This is a genomic window from Paenisporosarcina sp. HGH0030 (genome assembly GCF_000411295.1).
Taxonomy (GTDB): Bacteria; Bacillota; Bacilli; order Bacillales_A; family Planococcaceae; genus Paenisporosarcina.
In genome coordinates, this window is the sequence record NZ_KE150421.1 from 2,107,762 (window position 1) to 2,127,294 (window position 19,533).

At 38.0% G+C, this 19,533-nt stretch carries 20 protein-coding genes; 11 read left to right on the forward strand and 9 right to left on the reverse strand.

The window, feature by feature from the left end; translation table 11 throughout:
• Nucleotides 1-39 precede the first annotated feature (39 nt).
• Nucleotides 40-369 carry a CHY zinc finger protein gene (locus HMPREF1210_RS17705; RefSeq protein WP_016428579.1) on the forward strand — a complete coding sequence of 110 codons (330 nt, stop codon included), beginning with the start codon at nucleotides 40-42 and terminating at the stop codon, nucleotides 367-369.
• 534 nt (nucleotides 370-903) lie between these two features.
• Complete coding sequence (locus HMPREF1210_RS10130; RefSeq protein ID WP_016428580.1) at nucleotides 904-1,278, forward strand: hypothetical protein; 375 nt, start codon at nucleotides 904-906, stop codon at nucleotides 1,276-1,278.
• A 92-nt stretch (nucleotides 1,279-1,370) separates the two neighbouring features.
• Here HMPREF1210_RS10130 and HMPREF1210_RS10135 read toward each other — a convergent pair whose 3' ends face one another.
• Entirely contained in the window at nucleotides 1,371-2,219 is an 849-nt protein-coding gene (locus HMPREF1210_RS10135) for a class I SAM-dependent methyltransferase (protein WP_016428581.1), read from the reverse strand.
• A gap of 166 nt (nucleotides 2,220-2,385) precedes the next feature.
• On the opposite strand from HMPREF1210_RS10135, the gene HMPREF1210_RS10140 reads away from it, so the two are divergent.
• Nucleotides 2,386-3,111 carry a BsuPI-related putative proteinase inhibitor gene (locus HMPREF1210_RS10140; RefSeq protein WP_016428582.1) on the forward strand — a complete coding sequence of 242 codons (726 nt, stop codon included), beginning with the start codon at nucleotides 2,386-2,388 and terminating at the stop codon, nucleotides 3,109-3,111.
• A gap of 228 nt (nucleotides 3,112-3,339) precedes the next feature.
• On the opposite strand, the gene HMPREF1210_RS10145 is transcribed toward HMPREF1210_RS10140, so the two are convergent.
• Nucleotides 3,340-3,582, reverse strand: a complete 243-nt coding sequence (locus HMPREF1210_RS10145) for a YqhV family protein (RefSeq protein ID WP_016428583.1) — start codon at nucleotides 3,580-3,582, stop codon at nucleotides 3,340-3,342.
• 410 nt (nucleotides 3,583-3,992) lie between these two features.
• Between HMPREF1210_RS10145 and HMPREF1210_RS10150 the strand changes: the two genes are divergently transcribed.
• The 3 genes from HMPREF1210_RS10150 (at nucleotide 3,993) to HMPREF1210_RS10160 (ending at nucleotide 6,214) form a co-directional block, all read left to right on the forward strand.
• Nucleotides 3,993-4,778 (forward strand): transporter substrate-binding domain-containing protein, encoded by a 786-nt coding sequence (locus HMPREF1210_RS10150; RefSeq protein WP_016428584.1) that lies wholly within the window; start codon nucleotides 3,993-3,995, stop codon nucleotides 4,776-4,778.
• Between the two features lie 61 nt (nucleotides 4,779-4,839).
• A complete protein-coding gene (locus HMPREF1210_RS10155; protein WP_016428585.1) occupies nucleotides 4,840-5,505 on the forward strand; it encodes an amino acid ABC transporter permease in 666 nt (221 codons plus the stop codon).
• Nucleotides 5,492-6,214 (forward strand): amino acid ABC transporter ATP-binding protein, encoded by a 723-nt coding sequence (locus tag HMPREF1210_RS10160; protein ID WP_016428586.1) that lies wholly within the window; start codon nucleotides 5,492-5,494, stop codon nucleotides 6,212-6,214. Before HMPREF1210_RS10155 ends, HMPREF1210_RS10160 begins: the two co-directional genes overlap by 14 nt.
• Nucleotides 6,215-6,412: 198 nt before the next feature.
• Here HMPREF1210_RS10160 and aceA read toward each other — a convergent pair whose 3' ends face one another.
• From aceA to HMPREF1210_RS10170, 3 genes are all read right to left on the reverse strand, one after another.
• On the reverse strand, nucleotides 6,413-7,696 hold the full coding sequence (gene aceA, locus HMPREF1210_RS10165; RefSeq protein WP_016428587.1) for an isocitrate lyase: 1,284 nt from the start codon (nucleotides 7,694-7,696) through the stop codon (nucleotides 6,413-6,415).
• A gap of 63 nt (nucleotides 7,697-7,759) precedes the next feature.
• On the reverse strand, nucleotides 7,760-7,918 hold the full coding sequence (locus tag HMPREF1210_RS18050) for a hypothetical protein (protein WP_016428588.1): 159 nt from the start codon (nucleotides 7,916-7,918) through the stop codon (nucleotides 7,760-7,762).
• A gap of 36 nt (nucleotides 7,919-7,954) precedes the next feature.
• The gene (locus tag HMPREF1210_RS10170; protein ID WP_016428589.1) at nucleotides 7,955-10,123 is read right to left on the reverse strand and encodes a malate synthase G; all 2,169 of its coding nucleotides are present in this window, start codon (nucleotides 10,121-10,123) and stop codon (nucleotides 7,955-7,957) included.
• Nucleotides 10,124-10,476: 353 nt separating this feature from the next.
• Between HMPREF1210_RS10170 and HMPREF1210_RS10175 the strand changes: the two genes are divergently transcribed.
• Nucleotides 10,477-11,766: a hypothetical protein gene (locus HMPREF1210_RS10175; RefSeq protein ID WP_016428590.1), complete on the forward strand. Its 1,290-nt coding sequence runs from the start codon at nucleotides 10,477-10,479 to the stop codon at nucleotides 11,764-11,766.
• Nucleotides 11,767-11,928: 162 nt separating this feature from the next.
• Here HMPREF1210_RS10175 and HMPREF1210_RS10180 read toward each other — a convergent pair whose 3' ends face one another.
• The 3 genes from HMPREF1210_RS10180 to HMPREF1210_RS10190 form a co-directional block, all read right to left on the reverse strand.
• Complete coding sequence (locus HMPREF1210_RS10180; RefSeq protein WP_016428591.1) at nucleotides 11,929-12,585, reverse strand: alpha/beta family hydrolase; 657 nt, start codon at nucleotides 12,583-12,585, stop codon at nucleotides 11,929-11,931.
• Nucleotides 12,586-12,626: 41 nt separating this feature from the next.
• The gene (locus HMPREF1210_RS10185) at nucleotides 12,627-12,965 is read right to left on the reverse strand and encodes a hypothetical protein (protein WP_016428592.1); all 339 of its coding nucleotides are present in this window, start codon (nucleotides 12,963-12,965) and stop codon (nucleotides 12,627-12,629) included.
• A 380-nt stretch (nucleotides 12,966-13,345) separates the two neighbouring features.
• Nucleotides 13,346-14,608, reverse strand: a complete 1,263-nt coding sequence (locus HMPREF1210_RS10190; protein ID WP_016428593.1) for an ATP-binding protein — start codon at nucleotides 14,606-14,608, stop codon at nucleotides 13,346-13,348.
• Between the two features lie 249 nt (nucleotides 14,609-14,857).
• Between HMPREF1210_RS10190 and HMPREF1210_RS17370 the strand changes: the two genes are divergently transcribed.
• Nucleotides 14,858-15,208 carry a helix-turn-helix domain-containing protein gene (locus HMPREF1210_RS17370; RefSeq protein WP_231391132.1) on the forward strand — a complete coding sequence of 117 codons (351 nt, stop codon included), beginning with the start codon at nucleotides 14,858-14,860 and terminating at the stop codon, nucleotides 15,206-15,208.
• 43 nt (nucleotides 15,209-15,251) lie between these two features.
• Nucleotides 15,252-16,085, forward strand: coding sequence for an alpha/beta fold hydrolase (locus HMPREF1210_RS10200; RefSeq protein WP_016428595.1), 834 nt, complete (start codon nucleotides 15,252-15,254; stop codon nucleotides 16,083-16,085).
• Nucleotides 16,086-16,138: 53 nt separating this feature from the next.
• Here HMPREF1210_RS10200 and HMPREF1210_RS10205 read toward each other — a convergent pair whose 3' ends face one another.
• Nucleotides 16,139-16,777, reverse strand: coding sequence for a DUF2238 domain-containing protein (locus HMPREF1210_RS10205; protein ID WP_036659903.1), 639 nt, complete (start codon nucleotides 16,775-16,777; stop codon nucleotides 16,139-16,141).
• A 185-nt stretch (nucleotides 16,778-16,962) separates the two neighbouring features.
• On the opposite strand from HMPREF1210_RS10205, the gene HMPREF1210_RS10210 reads away from it, so the two are divergent.
• Together HMPREF1210_RS10210 and HMPREF1210_RS10215 are read left to right on the forward strand one after the other, a co-directional pair.
• Complete coding sequence (locus HMPREF1210_RS10210; RefSeq protein WP_016428597.1) at nucleotides 16,963-17,547, forward strand: biotin transporter BioY; 585 nt, start codon at nucleotides 16,963-16,965, stop codon at nucleotides 17,545-17,547.
• Nucleotides 17,548-18,141: 594 nt separating this feature from the next.
• A complete protein-coding gene (locus tag HMPREF1210_RS10215; RefSeq protein WP_016428599.1) occupies nucleotides 18,142-19,365 on the forward strand; it encodes a helix-turn-helix domain-containing protein in 1,224 nt (407 codons plus the stop codon).
• Nucleotides 19,366-19,533 lie beyond the last annotated feature (168 nt).

A 19,533-nucleotide genomic window follows, 5' to 3' on the forward strand; every position in this document is an offset into this window, starting at 1 on the left:
GGTTAAATGGCTTCAATAGCGCTAAAAAGGAGAAAACCAATGATCATTCATGGACACCTAGTAAAAGGGAATGATGTCGATAACGAAACACGTTGCCTTCATTACCATTCAGAAATCGATCGAATCGCCATCAAGTTTTATTGTTGCGATACCTATTATCCTTGTTTCTCCTGCCACGAAGAGGTTGGATGTGATTCTCCTCAAGTTTGGCCAATTGAACAGTTCAATCAAAAAGCTATATTGTGTGGCGCTTGCGGACATGAATTGACCATTGATGAGTATCTGTCTTGTAACTCCACTTGTCCAGCTTGCCGAAGTGCATTCAATCCGGGCTGTAGCCTTCATAAGCATCTATATTTCGAGACGTAAATGAAAGAACGTAAGGAACTTCCTAAACAAGACGTTCCTCTTTTTATACGATTCCCTTTATATTTCAGTCATTTGACGGAGGGGAACGAAGAACCATTGGATGAAAGTGCACGATTATAATAAAGACCATTATTTTGCCACACTCAGAAATGCAAATTAAATAGAAACCAAAAAGGACCATTCTATGATTAGAAAAGGTCCTTTTTCTATGATTAGGAAACCGTAGTCCCCAATACTATGAGTTCTAACAATTACTAGTTCTTTTGCTCGGTTAAATAGTAGTGTTGTGCACCTTACACTAGCGCTAAACGCACGTTTCGAATGAGACAGCAAATATGAAAACCACCTGCTTGATGGTCTCAAAATTCACGCTCATATTGTAGCATAGAGCAAATGAACTCTCTCGCTTTTCACTCTTTAACATAGCCATTTATACTCTATTTCTATTTCAAAATTAAATAGATTCTTTTTATTCTATTAGCCCACTCACTTTTCTATCATTTTTATACTCTATTAACAAAGGAGGTGAAAATATTGCCTTATAAAAAACATCATGCACCACATTGTAGCAAGTGTCCGAAACGACCTGGAAATGATCGCTTTAAAGTCTTAACGTTTGAAAACTGTGCCCCTTTCGCTGGTACCTCGAACACAGTTGCTAACATCATTTTTGACGTAGAACCAAATTCCTTGCCCGTTGTTTTGGCTGGAACAATTGAGAACTTCAGCAATGACGGAATTAACGTCATTTTTGAAAGAAGCTCTGGAAATATCACGCGTACTATTTTAGCCCATTCATCTTTGTCATTTATTTATGACGACGTAACGCGTATCTCAGTCTTCGGTTTCGGTCAAGCGTACACTGGATCATTCAAGTTCCAAGCTACGTATACGTTTGAAGTTGAATAACTTCATTCAAGAACAGGCATGTCTATTTTTCTTTTATGCTCTATTTCAATTGATCTATTTATAGAATCTTTTTTCTATTAGCCCTTACATTACTATCTCGCACTAAAAACGAAAGTAGACAACGATTGTAAAGAAGGATAATTCTTTACGGCTTCTTCCAACAAATTCACTTCGGATTTGATTAGCTCTTTTAATTTCAATGGCATATGGTTAATTTCCTCGAGTTCTTTTTGGTAATCACTTAAAGTCATATCAACTTCCCATTTCCCATCTTGGAGCTTTGTAGAAGATATGGATTGCTCATCGTAAATCGTCCAACCAGCACTCTCAGCAATAGTCGTTAAATCTTTTGGTGTGAACAATGTCCGTACATTTGAGAAGCTGTTCTCTTTGAAGCACTCGTATTGAGCTTGAATATGCACCGCTAAAAAATGAGGATATTGCTCAATGTTTTGAAGTCGTGGATCCCATTCAGCAAAACACAATTGTTTCGCCCATTTCTTCGTTTTCTCCAACAATGCTTGTAATTCATCTGCCGATTTCAAATACCAGGAACAATGCGACAGAACAACGTAATCAAATGAGTTTTCAGGAAAATCGACTTCTGAAGCTAACACATCCAATTCAAACTCCATGCGTATTTGTTTTCCGAGCTTTGACTTCATTAAATATTCTGCTGCGTCTCCAACAGTTATTGGACTTCCATAACTAGGTGGAGCAATGTCCACTCCGTGCACAAAGCCTCTATCCCCTACTAAATACGCAAGAACCGCCGTCGTATCACCTTGTCCACAACCTATCTCAAGTACACGACTACCTTCTCGAATTCCCCAAAACTCTACAAGCTTCAGGCGGTGTTCAGTTTGCACGAACTGTACGTCTTTCATTTGTACATTCGTCGCCATACAGTCCACTATGTGTCGAGTTTTTTCAATGCTCATCGGACACCTCTTTTTTGTTTTATCATATCATTCCATCTTTAATTCGGTTGATTATCCATTGGAGAATGTAGGTCAAAAATCCTTTTTATTCAATTTTCTATCTTTTCCCGTAACTCTTTTTGCTTTCTCACGGTCTAATTATTATTAATGAAAGGTGGTTTTAAAGATGAAAAATATGCTAAAAGTGACTTCAACAGCAATCATCCTCATTGCATTGGGAGGCTGTGGAACATCTGCAAATTCAAGTGAATCAGAAGAAGGAAACACAGGCTCTGGAAGTAAAAATAACGAAATCGTCGCTGGCTCCGTTGTGCCAAGTCTGTCAGAAGAAAGTACAGATGGCGCCCACCAATTTACTTTCCAGCTGAGGAATGACAAAGAGGAAGACGTTAAATTATCGATGAATAGTTCGCAGCTCTTTGATTATCAACTTATCGATAGCTCAGATAAAGTTGTCTACAAGGATTCCGAAAACAAGATGTACGCACAAATGTTGCAGGAAAAAATCTTGAAACCCGGTGAAATTCTTGAGATGCAATTTGATGCAACGGAAGGTCTCTCTAAGTTGCCGGCTGGAAAATACACACTTGAGGTTTGGTCAACTGCCAATGAAGCTGAAGATTGGAAGGCCTCCACAGAAGTAAGTTGGAATGGCACTGGTTCTTCATCTGCTGGAGATAAATTGAAGGTTGAAGAAACATCAGTTACTTATGTGGGACTCCAGGATGTGAACTCCATCGAAGTGAAAAATGAACAAAATGAAGCGGAAGCAATGAGATTGTCTGAAACAGCGAAACCATTCTTTGCTGAATTGGAAGAAGGCGCAAAAATTAAAGTATTCTACGTGATCATTGATGGACAAAAAGTCATTCAATCTGCAGAAAAAGAATAAACCACTGCAAAAAAATTAGGACCGAATCAGTCTTTTTGAACTGATTCGGTCCTTTTTGTTGGTGCGAAAATCATTTTGTGCAACCTGGCGAGGCATTCTGTCTACCTGGACCCTTAATCTGTCTACCTGGAACCTCAATGTGTCTACCTGGACAGCCATTCTGTCTACCTGGACCCTGATTTCTCGATTTTCTTCTACCATAGTGGAAAATCTTTATGAAACTCATTCTTAGTGAGATTTCAAACTAAATAAAATCAAAAGAATTCCACTGAAGAGACAAATCATTTTGGTTAACGAGATTTTATCGGCTAGTCCAACTAATCCAATTCCTGTGGTAAGGATTAAAATAGTAGGCCCCACTAAAGCGAGTAGAGTATTAATATAAAACGCTTTCTCCAAGTCATTGAATTTGAGCATTAATAAAGCCGCTGTTACTTCTACACTTCCCCCAATAAGTCGTAATACTATCATGAAAAGAAGTGCCTTCTCAATGTGATTGATCTTGATCACCTTCTCCCGGGTAAACGTTTTCTATGTAATATCAACCTGCTTTCTACTATATGTATGCACGACCGTAAATATTGAAAATTAACTTGTTAATTTGAAGTATCATTCTCCATCACCTGTTCTTCCTTTTGTGAAAACCACTTACTTACACCTACAACTCTTCGCATAAATATGCATTTTTTTATACACAAAAAAGAGAAATATATAAAACATTAGCACTCACAAACCCTTTCAACGCCTTTACTACAACTTTTTACCTATAAAGTTCTGAAAAATTAAATTTTTATTTTTTGAATAAAAATGCTTCCCAACTTATAAATATCGTGATAAACTCCATTTAACACAAAACTATATATTAACGGGAGTGATTATACATGATGAAAAAATGGAGTTTAATTGGAACGCTTACACTTGGAGCAATGCTTATGAGCGCGTGTGGAGACACCGCTTCGAATGAAACAGGAAATGATACGGCAGGTTCTGGTGATAAAAAAGTATTGGAAATGGCTACATCTGCAGACTTCCCTCCTTTTGAATCACGAAATACTGCGGGTGAATTCGAAGGATTTGATATTGATTTGGCCAACTACATTGCAGACGAACTAGGATATGAGCTTAAAATTAATGACATGAAGTTTGATGGTTTAATTGGCGCTTTGCAAAGCGATCGAATCGATATGGTACTATCCGGTATGTCTGCAACTGAGGACCGTAAAAAAAATGTTGATTTTTCTACTGAATATAACCAATCTGGTGAAATGTTCGTTACATTAAAGGATTCAGATATTGAAACAATTGAAGATTTGGAAGGCAAGAAACTTGGTGTCCAACTTGGTACTATCCAAGAAGACGGCGCTAACAAAATCAAAAAAGATACAGTCGACTTTGAAATCAAAGCTGTCGATAGTGCCAACGTATTAATTCAGGAATTGTTGTCAAACCGAATTGATGTTGCTTACATGGATAAAGCGGTCGCTGAAGGATTTATTGCTGAACAGAATCTGGTTGGTTTTGACGACACTACGTCAAGCTCTCCAGGGATGGCAGTGGCTTTCCCTAAAGGAAGCGAACTGACTGAAAAAGTGAATGAGGTTCTAAAAGAAGCGGAAGAAAACGGAAAACTACAGGAATTAAAAGACAAGTGGTTGTCTGAAGAATAAAGAGTCTATATAAACTTACTGAATCAAACAAAAAGAGAAAAATAGAAATGAGGTGTAAGGCATGAATTTGGACTTTACGCAAATCACGCCTTATATTCCTTTTATGTTAGAAGGAATTTGGGTAACGTTAAAATTTGTCGCCGTCGCATTAATCGTTGGATTTATCCTTGGAACGATATTGGCATTGTTCAAGATTAGTCACATTAAGCCATTGAATTGGTTTGCTCGTGCGTATACTTCGATTTTCAGAGGGACGCCACTAATTCTACAGTTGATGACATTTTATTTTGCCGTTCCTCAACTGACAGGCTATGATATCTCTCCATTTTTATCAGCCGTTTTGGCTTTTGGATTGAATTCTGCTGCCTACATTTCTGAAATCATCCGTGCCGGTATTCAGGCAGTGGATCGAGGACAGACAGAAGCAGCTATGGCATTGGGTGTTCCATACAGACAAATGATGAAAGACATTATTTTACCGCAAGCAATGAAAAACATTCTACCGGCACTCATGAATGAAGTCATCACTCTGACGAAAGAGTCCGCGCTTGTTTCAACGATTTCCGTATTGGATTTAATGCGTCGTGCACAAGTAGTTGGTGCGGATATTTACCGTAATTTCGAACCGCTGCTGTTCGTCGGCTTTATCTATTGGATCATGGTCGTTGGTCTATCGACAATCGGTCGAATGATTGAAAGGAGGTTGAAGGTCAGTGATCAAAATTGAGAAACTATCTAAAAAATTCGGCAACAACGAAGTACTGCATGATATTTCCACTGAGATTGCCAAAGGAGAAGTTGTTTCCATTATCGGACCTTCAGGCTCTGGAAAATCAACGTTTCTACGTTGCATGAATATGTTGGAAACACCAACGTCAGGTAAGATACTGATTGAAAACCAAGACCTAACCGATTCAAAAACGCCGATTCATAAGTTGAGACAACAAATTGGCATGGTTTTTCAACACTTTCACTTGTTTCCTCACCTTACCGTTCTTGAGAATTTAACGTATGCACCAATGAAAGCTAAAGGCGTTAAAAAGCCAGATGCTGAGGAAAAGGCACGACAACTGCTGAAAAAAGTAGGCTTATCCGAGAAAGAAAAGGCTTATCCAGGTAGTCTTTCTGGGGGTCAGAAACAACGTGTCGCTATCGCCCGTGCGCTTGCCATGGAACCTGAGCTCATGTTGTTCGATGAACCTACATCAGCTCTTGATCCAGAAATGGTGAAAGAAGTATTGGATGTCATGAAAGATCTTGCCAAGTCTGGGATGACGATGGTCGTGGTCACACATGAAATGGGCTTTGCCCGCGAAGTTGCTGACCGCATTCTGTTCCTTGATCATGGTGTTTTACTAGAAGAAGGCAAACCAGCTGAATTTTTCACTCAGCCACAAACGGCGAGAGCAAAAGAATTTCTGGATAAGATCTTATAATTAATGGTATTGACTAAAACGCTGAATGGTCGGAAATTACTTGTGACTGGACAATAACGTCGGTTGAGTGGTCAAAAAATAAGACTGGATGGACAATAACCCGCTCCGACTGGTCGAAAACCTAAGCTGAATGGTCAAAAAATAAAAATGCATGTAAAACCAGTAGGCATATGCTCTACTGGTTTTTTCCTTGATATATTAATCTTGTTGGAACTGCTCCGCTTCAGTAGAACCGGTTAACGCAGTCGTCGACGATGTGCCTCCTGAAATAACAAGTGATACCTCATCAAAGTAACCTGTTCCCACCTCGCGTTGGTGACGGGTAGCCGTGTAACCACTTTCTTCAGCCGCAAACTCAGCTTCCTGCAACTCAGAATAAGCAGCCATTCCCCGCTCCTTGTACCCTCTTGCAAGCTCAAACATCCCGTAATTCAGAACATGGAATCCAGCAAGTGTGACGAATTGAAATTTGTACCCCATCCTACCTAGGTCTTGCTGGAAGTTGGCAATCGTTTCTTCATCCAATTTCTTTTTCCAGTTAAACGATGGCGAGCAGTTGTATGCCAGAAGTTTCCCGGGAAATTTCTCGTGAATTGCTTCTGCAAACCTCCTTGCTTCATCCAAGTTTGGCTCGGACGTTTCGCACCAGATTAAGTCGGCATATGGAGCATACGCAAGTCCCCTGGCGATTGCCTGGTCAATTCCGTCGTTAGTATGGTAAAAACCTTCCGGCGTCCGCTCACCCGTAATGAAAAGATGATCATATGGATCCACATCACTCGTAATCAAATTGGCCGCATTCGCATCCGTCCGCGCAATGATAACCGTTGGAACACCCATCACGTCAGCAGCCAAACGGGCAGCAATGAGGTTGCGGACGGCTGTTTGTGTCGGAAGTAATACTTTCCCACCCAAGTGACCACATTTCTTTTCTGAGGATAATTGGTCTTCCAAATGCACACCACCAGCCCCAGCTTCGATCATTGATTTGGTCAACTCAAATACATTCAGTGTTCCGCCAAAACCCGCTTCCATATCCGCTACAATGGGGGCGTACCAATATGTATCGCCCTTTCCTTCAGCTTGCTGAATTTGATCAGCACGTTGTAACGCCTGATTAATTCTTTTCACTACCTGAGGTACGCTGTTGCTCGGATATAAACTTTGATCGGGATACATGTGCCCAGAGAGATTGGCATCTGCAGCCACTTGCCAACCACTTAAGTAGATTGCCTTCAACCCTGCCTTCACCTGCTGCATCGCCTGGTTTCCTGTCAGCGCGCCTAGTGCATTGACGTAGTCCTCCGTATTGACAAGCTCCCAGAGACGCTTAGCACCTAAAGTTGCAAGTGTCTGTTCAATGACGATAGACCCTCTTAACTTTACGACATCTTCCGCGCTATATGGTCGTTCCACTCCTTGCCAGCGGCTGGAACTCCAACTTTCCTTTAATTGGTCAGCTTGTTGTTTCCGGTTTATCATGTCACAATCTCCTCTTTCATTCATTTAATTTTCAAATGGTTTTAAAACAGTTGACTGGATAAATTAGTCCAAATCTGCGCAACATTGAATCGACTCTTTGAAACTATCAAATTCCTGTCCGCAAGCGAGACAAATATTCAAAGGTTTTCTATCCATTTTGGATTGATACATAACAGTTGGTGTAATCTCGTTTGTATTGATATCCGGTTGATTTTCAAACATAGGGTTTCCTCCTTTTCATTTTTCTTTACTCAAAAGTTAGTTATTTTCACTCGAATTTTGCGCTTTATATTGCAGTCTTCTGCGATGCAATATCGGCTCCGTATAGCCACTCGGCTGGTCTTTCCCATCAAAAATTAGTTCACAAGCTGCTTGAACAGCAATAGATCCATCAAAATCAGCAGACATTGGATGATACATCGGATCCTCCCCGTTTTGCTCATCTACTATTTTGGCCATTCGCTTTAAAGACTCCAAAACTTGCTCTTTTGTACAAATTCCGTGTTGTAGCCAATTTGCCAAATGCTGACTTGATATGCGCAATGTTGCACGGTCTTCCATCAATCCTACGTTATGAATGTCAGGCACTTTTGAACAGCCCACTCCCTGCTCCACCCAACGCACCACATAGCCAAGCAGTCCTTGTGCATTGTTATCCAGTTCTTGTTGAATTGTATGTGATGACCATTCTTCCTTAGCTAAAGGAAGGGTTAAAATATCGGTCGTTCTGTCTTGAATCTCATGTTTCAGCCTGTCTTGAACCTTTGTCACACAGACTTGGTGGTAATGAAGTGCATGCAAAGTTGCGGCTGTCGGAGAAGGTACCCAGGCAGTATTTCCCCCCGCTTCTAAATGACCGATTTTCAGCTCCATCATTTCCTTCATACGATCAGGCATCGCCCACATGCCTTTCCCGATTTGAGCGCGTCCAGGAAAACCACAAACCAATCCATTATCAACATTGGATTTCTCATATGACTGTAGCCATGATGAATATTTCATGTTATTTTTTCGAATGACGGGACCTGCGAGCATCGATGTATGGATTTCATCACCCGTTCGGTCCAAAAAGCCTGTATTAATAAAGACAATCCGGTCTTTTACTTCACGTATACAATTTTCAAGATTAAGAGAAGTTCTTCGCTCTTCATCCATCACGCCTATCTTTAACGTATAGCGTTCCATTCCCAGCAAATCTTCCACTTTATTAAACAGTTCATTTGCAAAGGCAACTTCAGCCGAGCCGTGCATTTTCGGCTTCACGATATAAACTGAACCTTGCTCGGAATTACGGAAACTTGCTGTTTTCAAAAGATCATGTTTTGCAAGTAAACTGGATATCACCGTATCGATGATACCTTCCGGCACTTCCTGATTTCGTTCATCAAGTACCATATTGGAAGTCATTAAGTGACCAACATTTCGTACAATCATTAATGAACGACCGCGTAACTTTCGTTCTGCTCCAGTTGGCGTCAAGTACGAACGGTCGGCGTTTAACTCTCTAATTACTTCACTTTTCCCCTTAGTGAATGTCGCTTTCAGTGTCCCTTTCATCAAACCGAGCCAATTTCGATACACGAACACTTTGTCTTCCGCATCAACTGCCGCCACCGAATCTTCAAAATCCATAATGGTCGATAAAGCCGATTCGATGAATAAATCCTTTACTCCTGCAGGGTCAGCCTTACCGATTGGATGCTGCCGATCGATTTGAATTTCCAAATGGAGACCATTGTTTCGCAAGAAAATGGATGACGGCAACGCTTTATCTCCCGTGAATCCAATAAATTTGGATGGCTCCTGCAAAGCTGAATATTCGCTTCCCAAATCAACGATTATTTGATTCTTTTCGATGCGATATCCAGTCGATTGCGTGTGAGATCCTTTTTCAAGCGGTATAATTTGGTCCAAAAACTTACGGGCATACAAAACTACATGCTGTCCGCGTAGCGGATTATACGTAATCCCTCGTTGTGCACCATTTTGTTCATCGATGACATCCGATCCGTATAGCGCATCATAAAGACTTCCCCACCTCGCATTGGCCGCATTTATTGCATACCGGGCATTATTGACTGGTACGACAAGCTGAGGTCCCGCAAGTTTTGCAATCTCGTTATCAACTTGAGTTGTTGTAATCTGAAAAGGCTCTCCCCTTGTTTCCAAATAACCTATCTCTTTTAATAAAGCTTCATATTGCTCCCGATTCTCAAACCAATTGTGTTTGGTGTGCCAATCATTAATTTTTGCCTGCAACTGTTCTCGAACAGTCAACATTACCCGATTGTTTGGAGCCATGTCATGGATAAGCTGACTGAATCCTTCCCAAAACCTGTCGCTTGAAACTTCACTCCCTGGCAATGCTTCCTCCTCAACAAACCGATAAAATTCATTCGCAATTTTTAAACGGTTACGCTCAATCACATATCCGCCTCCTGTTGTTATAGTACAGCTGATTTTTATTATTCTATTACATAACAAATACTTTCGTGCAGTCCTTTTCATCCTTTTTTATTAGTTATTTAATTTTATTCATTTACAATTTGACGCTTTGACATTTACTGCTTTCACAGTGGTTTTAAAGTGAAACAAATCCCTTTCTTCAATAGTTTGCAGATGTTTCTTTTTATAAAAAACCGTGGGAATAATCGCTAAAGCGAATCTATTCTTTATTGTGAATCCAACTAACAACAATACTTAGATGACATACACCATACACCTAAACCTATTATTTTCTATCACATAGATTATGTATAAAAACTAAAAGAGGCTTTGATATGAATAACACTAAACACGTAATAACGATATTGGGAAGTGCAGGCGGTGTAGCGAACGGGATACTATCAATTCTAGATAACTCCGTGCAGGATAAGCAGGATCCATTAAATGAAGTAGTGAATAATTGCTGTATTCATTTAATTGATCATGAACAGAAAGATGCATCTCAATTTGCTCTCTCTTATCCACACTTACAAGATAAATTTGAATATCATGAATTCAATTTGAGAGACACCGAGCAATTTATGGCTCATTTAAGAAACACCCAGACATCTGTTGTCATTGACCTTTCTTGGGCGGATACGGTTGATATGTTGCACTGTTGTGATCAGCTCGGTGTAAGCTATGTGAATACCGCATTGGAGAATACCATGATAGATGAGAACGAAGAATTATATGAAGGGTTTGGTTTGATTGAACGATTTAGGCATTTGGAAAAACATAAAAATAAACTCCTGAACCACACAGCTATTATTAGTTCTGGTATGAATCCAGGTGTCGTTCAGTGGATGGCTCTGGAACTTCTAAAGAAAGATTCATCAGAAAATCAGCCAATCGCCTGTTACATCGTAGAGCATGACAACTCGTTTTATAAAAATCCTAAACTAGCCAAAAAGAATGTGATTTACACCACATGGTCACCCGAATGTTTCCTCGACGAGGCTATTCTTAGCCATCCCATGTTCATAAAGCACCATAACCCCCTCTTCTTATATGAGAAAGTCTATGATCTTGAATTCAAGGTAACGTTGGGAAAAAAACGATTTTGGGGCTGTTTAATGCCCCATGAAGAAGTTTGTTCACTTGGTAAGCTATATGATATGGAATTTGGATTCTTGTACAAGGTAAATGACCATACCACGAACTTGATTCGTGAAAATATAGAAGACGTGGATAAATTGTGGAATTATGAGATGAAGGTTCTCGACCCTCGAGACGCAGCATTAACTGGCGAAGATTTAGTAGGTGTGTTGCTTGTTTATCCGGACAAAGAACGGTACATGTATAATGTATTGAACAATGAAGCCATCTTTTCTAAGTACAAAACAAATGCAACTTATTTCCAAGTAGCCTGTGGAGTCTATGCCTCCCTAAGCGTGTTGCTCTTGGATCAAATACCTAAAGGAGCATATTATGTAGATGAATTAATATTGAATACCGAGAACAATTACGGAAAATATTTATCGCATTATATGACCGAGTTTATTACAGGAGAAAACAAACAGTCAGACGGCCTGTTACACCAACGAATGCAAAACCTTCGAAAATCAAATACGGAAGACATTTGACCTCGCTTACTGTTCATTAATAAAATTTCTTACTCATTGAAAGAGCCCTTGCCTCCAAAAAGGGAAGGACGTCATTTCATGTATAGTCATTTTCGTGGACTATACATGAAATGACGTCCCGCTCGTACAAAGAAGTAAAAATTTGCTGGACCTATGCATCTATTACACGTTTTGCTGAACAAAATTTTGAATATCAACAACCACGCTCTTCATCACATCAATAGATTCTACCGAATAATTATCGTATTCTAGACTATGATTGACATTAGGAATCAGACGAGAAACGATATTCGGATTGTTTTTCAATACATCGTATCGTTCTTTTATGTAACACTCATCTCCATCCCCAATGAAACACAACCCATTATGATTGCTTGCAGCCATTGCAGAAAAAACCTCATCTAGTTGTATTAACGGTGTTAACCAAATAGCTTTGGCCTCCATGAACTCCATCCTATTTAAGACAGAATTCATAGCAATTGTCCCCAATGACTTACCCATTATGAATGAGTTTTCATAAGAATCATTCTTTAAAACCTCATCAATAACCGTGTTTACATCGAATTTTATCGCTTCGATTATTTCTTCCTTGGTGAATTCAGTATAAGATTTGTCTTTATACTGGTAATTGATCTGCAACACATCAAAGTCCCTCTGACTGAATAAATCTTTGACATAGTGAAAAAGCGGACTTTGTACGGTATATCCAGTTCCAGGTAGAAAAACGACTAAATTCTTTGAGTGATTTTGATTGCTCAGCAAAGTATAGGGGATGTTCATTTCTTTGTAACCTTTTACAATAGACGAGCTATTCTTCAACTGAAATCACCCTGTTTTCTTTAGTGAAATTTTGTTGTTAATTATTTTATCTTTCGGAGTGTTAATAAATCCGTGTTAGAAATCACATCAATTTGATGATTGCCTTTTATGTAATAAACCGAGGAGCCTTCGCTTTCTCCTTTTTCCCACCCATTTACTTTTAGCACAAGTTCGTATGCTACCGGTATTCCATGCTCTTCGGATGCATGAGACCACTCGTACGTCTTACAATTTGTATTTTCTTCAATAAGTTCGGCATGTTTAGGTACAGGAAAGTTAAACAACTCTTTCGAAGAGTGATAGGCAAATACGGTTGTTGAATATAAACCAACCCCAATAAATACTAAGACGGCAATCACCCACCCAAAAATCTTCATCATAAAGCTTTCCCCTTCCTCATTAAACACCCTCGAAAATTTGTAAATTATACCCATCATAATAACACACGATATATTGATTCGTTAGCATTATTTTACAATTTCAAGGAAATCACATTGGGAATATTTGATAAAGTTATCAATTAGACACAAAAAGATGGCTGAAAATAAATTTCCAGCCACCTTAACTATATTTGATTCTTTATTCACGTATTTGTTTTATAAGGATTTTTCTATTCATCAACAATGCATGATGTTGGGACTGCTCATCATTCAAATAATTGAGTATCAGACAAACTGTCATGTGCACACACCTAAGTATAAATGTGATGACTGGATCTTTAATTCCCCAGCTACCACTCTTTCCATATGTTACTGTTTCTCTACGTCACCATTGGAAATTCAATCGTAAATATTGTGAAATTGCCGAGTTCACTCTCCACATGAATTTCCCCACCCATTCCTTTAATCAGACTGAACGATACCATCATTCCTAGTCCTGTACCGTTGTCTTTCATCGTGAAATAAGGTTCGCCAAGACGATTGATTTGCTGTTGAGTCATGCCTTTTCCTTCATCACTTATCGCGATGCGGACTTTAGGATATTCTGCAACTGTATAAATTTCCAATTTCCCGCCTTTCTGCATGGATTCAATTCCATTTTTCACAATATTAATCAAGGATTGTTCCAGTTTTTTTCGATCACCTGAAATATTGGCATGCCCACTTTGATCTGGGTGGTAAAAAATTTGGACATCCTGCATATTTGCCAAAGGTGTAAGAATGTTCAAGACATTTTGAACCGCTTCATTTACGAAGACTTTTTCTACCTTATCTGGAACAGGTTTCGCAAAAGTCAAGTAATCATTAATAATATCCGATGCTCGATCGAGTTCCTGTAAAGCAGTACCGAGGTATTGTTTGATTTCTGGCGATCGTTCTTCATCATAGGATAATTGCAAAAATCCTTTGCAAGTTGTCAGCGGGTTTCTCACTTCATGGGAAATGCTCGCTGCAAGATGGCTGACTACCTCCAATTTCTCTGCTTTCATGAGTTTTTCCAACAGATCCGAGTTTATTCGGATTACTTCAATTAGTAGAGTGACAATCACTGTTCCTAAAAAAGTGATGAAAAAAAACTGAAGCCACATATTCACACTCACGATTACATTGAAAAATAGGGATACCACAATAAATGTGATGATCGTCGACAATAATACTAATGAACTGCTCGTTAATACCTTTTGCTCCAGCGTCATTTTCAGATAATAGCGGGAGACAAAACTGACGGTAACCGCCAAAAGAGTGAACGTAATAATGGTTATATAAAACCCATCATTTACTCCCAACATAAAATAACGCGTTACAATCACGAATATGAGCAGTAAGAACCCATTTTTCGGCCCGCCATATAAAACACCTATAACGAATGGTATTCTCCTCAAATCCCAGATAAGACCATCCCCTACTGGAAAAGGAAATAACATGCAAAGAAAAATGGAGAACAGGGAGAGAACCGTAAAGAGATTTTCTTTCATTTTTTCAATTCGATAAACGAACTTTAACAAATAAAACATTTGCAGTAATAATAATGGAAGAAGAATGAATAGAAAATTGATAAGTAAATCTTTCGTGATAATCTCCATTTATTCACCGATCCTTCTAATTATTTTGCTGCTATAATATTTGAATATTCTAACTTAGATTATCTAAAATTCCCTTGCTTAGCAATATTAATAATATTTTCTTTCAATTCGTTTATTCTTTTTGAAAAAGAAATTAAATCTTTTAGCAATACATTCCGACTCTCAAATGTTATAATATTCTAACTATTGTATTTTTTTAAATATAATTCAAATATTTTACATGAAAAGGGAATGAACTTATTGTTTAAAATGGGGAACAAACTAAAAGAATTAAGAACGAAAAAATGTATCACATCTGAACAGTTAGCTGAAAATCTGGATGTTGCAAAAAGCATTATCTGGAGTTACGAACTAAATAAAAAAGAGCCAAGCAATAGTCATTTAATTAAAATTGCTGATTTTTTTGATGTCTCGGTGGATTATTTATTGGGTCGGGAACAGAAGAACAATACGGTTAATTTTCAGTATCCTTTCGATGACATCATCGATAAATACACTTTCTTGATCGACAATCATCCGATAGGCAAAGAAGAATTGTTGGATTCAATTGCTTTTATTAAAGCCAAAAGAATCATGATAGCTCAAAATCTAGTTAAATAGATAATACGCCAATACATGGGGAATTTAATGGAGGCTACAAGGCATGTGGAATCAACAACACGTTGAAACAGCTAGGGGAACTTTCGAGATTTTCATAAAAGGAAATGGCGCACCCATCTGTGTGACTCATTTGTATAGCGCCTATAATGCGAACGGAAATACATTTGCAAATGCATTTACTGATTATTACACTGTTTATCTCGTTAACTTGCGCGGCGCAGGCAAATCAGCCAAATACATACGTGATGAAGATTTAAGCATGAAAGAGTCCATCAGCGATTTGGAAGCCATTCGAGAGGCGCTTCATTTCGAAAAATGGGCATTTGCCGGCCATTCCACGGGAGGCATGCTTGGGCTCGTGTATGCCATACAAACACCACATTCATTAACGAAAATCGTTATTGGAGGAGCTTCAGCATCTAAAGAATATATGAATCATCCAGGAAGTATTTATTGTAAAGACAATCCGAATAACAAACGTCTGCTTGAAATACTCAGTATACTAAACTCACCTACAAGCGCTAATGAAATAAAGAGGGCTGCAGGACGGGAGTGGACTGAAATGTCCATTTACCACCCGGAGAAATACGAGGAGTATTTCAATACCCCAAATAGTGGAAGTGTAGTTCCTGCGCGACTCAATTATTATTCCTACTCTGAACTTCCTAACTATGACCTTGTGCCTCACTTAAAGACGATCACTGTACCGACAACAGTTTACTGTGGTTCGTATGATGCTCAGTGTCCTTATTTGTTTTCTGAACAAATCGCACATGCCATCCCAAATGCAAACCTATTTACATTTAGAGAAAGCAACCATTTCCCTTTCACTGAAGAACCCCAAAAATTCTTGGACATGATTGCGAAGACCATTTAATTAAACGAATGCTAACAATTCTTGTGAATAGGTTAATATTCACGATTATTTGGCTATCTTTCCTTCAGATCATCCAGTTTAGTCATTAGTCTGTTGTGTAAACCGTTCAATATAAGGATGGATAAAATGGCACCCAACAAGGCACACGACATATCCCATTGCGCGTCCCACTGATCTCCTTGCATGCCTAAAAAGTCTTTGGCTACTTTTTTGGCATTTGGCAATTTTGTACTCAACCATTCAACGATTTCATACAAAGCTGCAAGGGCAAGTACCATACTGATGGATATGCCTGTCAGCCAACTCCCTTTAAATAACGGGGTTTTCCTCAATAAAATTTCCCTAATAACAATAACTGATAGCCCTTTTAGAAAATGTCCAAATCGATCGTAATGATTGCGAGCTAAATGAAACTCTTCTTTTAGCCAATTAAATAGAGGAACCTCGGCATAGGTATAGTGACCACCGATAAATGTAAGGATGGACAAGAGTGCGATAATGAAATAAGAAAGGGTTGTCAGGCGAAACTTATTATATGTAGCCACTACTACAATTAATGCGGCCACTGCTGGACCCACCTCTGCCACCCATGTCATAAAAACGGCCGGTTTGATAACAGACCACACGAAAACAGCTATAACCAATATAAATAGAAATATATGTACCTTTGTCTCCTTACTAAAACCCACCATTTTCACGTCCTTCCGCTTAACAGTATGCGAAAAAACAGATTGGTATATACCAGTCACCAGACCTATTGAAAAAAGTAACACTTAACTCTCCAATTTATGTGTTAACCTATTTTAAAAATAGGTTGACTAATAAACTCTGTTTTTCTATACTGATGCTATATTGAGTTTTGGGAGGGTTCACAAACATGACGAGTAGCACAGCAACAAGAACAGTCAATCATTCACGTACTTTACAATTGGTACAAACAGCGATGTTTGCCGCATTAATGATGATTGGAGCAAACATATCTTCATTTCTAATAATCGGCGGTGTCCCAATCACTCTTCAAACGTTCTTCGCCATACTTGCTGGTCTCTTATTAGGAAAACGCACTGGCGCCATCGCCATGCTTGTATATGCATTGATTGGTTTGGCAGGGTTACCTGTATTCGCAAACTTTTCCGGTGGATTTGACACAATTCTAAGCCCAACGTTTGGCTTTATTGTTTCCTTCATTTTTGTAGCATATTTCGCAGGTCTCATTGTTGAAAAGTTCCCAACGAAAGTTGGTTTTGTAATTGCTGCATTGGTCGGAACTGCAGTCAACTACCTATTAGGAACGAATTGGATGTACGCTGCATATAAGCTTTGGTTTGCAGCACCAGAAGGCTTTTCATACCAAATGGCTTGGGCTTGGATGGCCGTACCATTGCCAAAAGATCTCCTGCTAGCGGTACTTGCCGGTTTGTTCGGCTATCGTTTAAAACCGATTATTCAAAAACAAAAATAAATGTGGTCACACAAACACCCACACCAATCAGGTTAATCTCCGATTGGTATGGGTGTTTTTCTAAACAATAACAAAAGCCTTCTTGTGATGTTAATCATTTTATAAAATTGTCTTTGTTCTTCTGATAGTCGATTTAAAATCGATTTAGTAATTTGAGATTGCATAAGATTTTTGTTGCGGCAATGTAAAAGATGTAAGAAAACTTGATGCTAATAATTTCGAAGTTTTTTCTTCTTTCGAAATTTCATCCATCAACACTCTCCTTATAATAAAATAGCAAAATAACATTTACTGGTAGTAAAATGGTTGGATATTCCATAGTAGTTCCTTAGTACATTGCATTCCTCCCGAAAGAAGGATAGTGTAATATAAGAATGCAAATAATTTGAAAACTCCATTAATTTATATTATACTTAAGCATTTATGTAAGGAAATTGTTCATCAAGTTGCTCATATTTCAAAGCAATGTATATTAAAATATTAAATTTTACAGAAAATATCACCATAACTTGGGGGGGAATCTTGGTTTTCTATTACTCGAACACGTTAAATAATATTTGTTAAATAATATTTTTCTAAAAGGAGAATTTCCTTATGATTGAGGGGAAAATCATTAAATATTATCGCGAAAAAAACAAATTAACTCAAGAACAATTAGGAAAAGGTATTTGTTCTGGTACACATCTTAGTAAAATTGAGCGTTTACACACTGAATATGCACCTGAAATTATTACTCTTTTATCAGAACGTCTAGGTATAAATATTGAATCCGAAATAACAAAACTAAATAATATAAAAAACCTCTTAAATGATTGGCAAGATGTTATTATCATGCAATTGTTTGATGAAATGGATCTTATCAATCAAGAACTTGAGCAAGAAGACTTAATTCAAATCTCAGATTATAAAAATCTTTATAAATTACTTCGGGTTAGATATTTACTTATGCATAATTTAACTGAGGATGCATTAAACATCATCTATGAAATACAAAAGAATGAAGATAAATTATCATCTTACGAAGCTAATCTATTAAAACACGTATTAGGTATTTACTATTTAGCCAAACATGAACATCTTAAAGCAATACAAGCGTTAAAATCAATTAATGAAACAGATTATAATAACAAAGAGTATACATACCATTTAGCAGCCGCATATCATTCCATCGAATCACCAGTCATGGCTTATTTTTACGCAGATAAATCACGTGAATTTTTTAAAGAAATTAATAACTATCTCAGAGTAATTGATGCAGAAATGCTAATGCTGATTCAAGTAAAAGGTGATGGAGATTTTAATGAATCCATTCAAAGGTTCGAAAAGTTAATCAAAAGCTGCGAACTTTGTAATTCACCTGTTCGGAAAGCAAGGTTATTACACAACTTAGCTTTTGAATACTATAGAAGAAATAATTTTGAACTAGCAAGTAAGTACTATAAAGATTCAATGAGTATGAAAGATAATGAATCTAACCCTTATTTACTTTCTTTAGAGGGTTATATTCGAAGTTTATTAAATGGGAGCATACTTCCACGTGATAAATTATTGCAGATAGCAAAAGAGGGACTTGAAACTGCTATTAAGAAAAATGAAAAGATATATATAAATTTATTTAACCTACTTTGTTATTTAATTCAAGATAAGGAACAAGAATACCATCAATTCTTACGTGATCATGCATTACCTACGTTTAAACAATTTGGTATTGTCTATTGGATCAATCGCTCAAAAAAAGAATTGTTTAACTATTACATTAAATTAGAGCAAACTAATAAAGCTTTAAAAATGGCGGAATTACTAATCAATCATGAATAAAAGGCGTGTCACTTATCATAAGTGATATGCCTTTTTTTACCACCACAAATCAACCAACCAGCAAAAGCACCTAGAATAGCTAATAGTAAACCATTCACAAATTCCCGGCCTCTACTAAATTCTATTTAGTTAAATAAAAAGTGCATTTCTCTTTCTGAAGAAAGCGCC

Excerpts from the sequence above, each read along its gene's own strand:
- HMPREF1210_RS10205 (WP_036659903.1), bottom strand. The coding sequence starts at position 16,777 with ATGGTGGGTTTTAGTAAGGAGACAAAGGTACATATATTTCTATTTATA.
- aceA (WP_016428587.1), bottom strand. The coding sequence starts at position 7,696 with ATGATAAACCGGAAACAACAAGCTGACCAATTAAAGGAAAGTTGGAGT.
- HMPREF1210_RS10145 (WP_016428583.1), bottom strand. The coding sequence starts at position 3,582 with ATGATAGTATTACGACTTATTGGGGGAAGTGTAGAAGTAACAGCGGCT.
- HMPREF1210_RS18050 (WP_016428588.1), bottom strand. The coding sequence starts at position 7,918 with ATGTTTGAAAATCAACCGGATATCAATACAAACGAGATTACACCAACT.
- HMPREF1210_RS10185 (WP_016428592.1), bottom strand. The coding sequence starts at position 12,965 with ATGATGAAGATTTTTGGGTGGGTGATTGCCGTCTTAGTATTTATTGGG.
- HMPREF1210_RS10175 (WP_016428590.1), top strand. The coding sequence starts at position 10,477 with ATGAATAACACTAAACACGTAATAACGATATTGGGAAGTGCAGGCGGT.
- HMPREF1210_RS10155 (WP_016428585.1), top strand. The coding sequence starts at position 4,840 with ATGAATTTGGACTTTACGCAAATCACGCCTTATATTCCTTTTATGTTA.
- HMPREF1210_RS17370 (WP_231391132.1), top strand. The coding sequence starts at position 14,858 with ATGGGGAACAAACTAAAAGAATTAAGAACGAAAAAATGTATCACATCT.
- HMPREF1210_RS17705 (WP_016428579.1), top strand. The coding sequence starts at position 40 with ATGATCATTCATGGACACCTAGTAAAAGGGAATGATGTCGATAACGAA.
- HMPREF1210_RS10190 (WP_016428593.1), bottom strand. The coding sequence starts at position 14,608 with ATGGAGATTATCACGAAAGATTTACTTATCAATTTTCTATTCATTCTT.
- HMPREF1210_RS10215 (WP_016428599.1), top strand. The coding sequence starts at position 18,142 with ATGATTGAGGGGAAAATCATTAAATATTATCGCGAAAAAAACAAATTA.
- HMPREF1210_RS10135 (WP_016428581.1), bottom strand. The coding sequence starts at position 2,219 with ATGAGCATTGAAAAAACTCGACACATAGTGGACTGTATGGCGACGAAT.
- HMPREF1210_RS10200 (WP_016428595.1), top strand. The coding sequence starts at position 15,252 with ATGTGGAATCAACAACACGTTGAAACAGCTAGGGGAACTTTCGAGATT.
- HMPREF1210_RS10140 (WP_016428582.1), top strand. The coding sequence starts at position 2,386 with ATGAAAAATATGCTAAAAGTGACTTCAACAGCAATCATCCTCATTGCA.
- HMPREF1210_RS10150 (WP_016428584.1), top strand. The coding sequence starts at position 3,993 with ATGATGAAAAAATGGAGTTTAATTGGAACGCTTACACTTGGAGCAATG.
- HMPREF1210_RS10210 (WP_016428597.1), top strand. The coding sequence starts at position 16,963 with ATGACGAGTAGCACAGCAACAAGAACAGTCAATCATTCACGTACTTTA.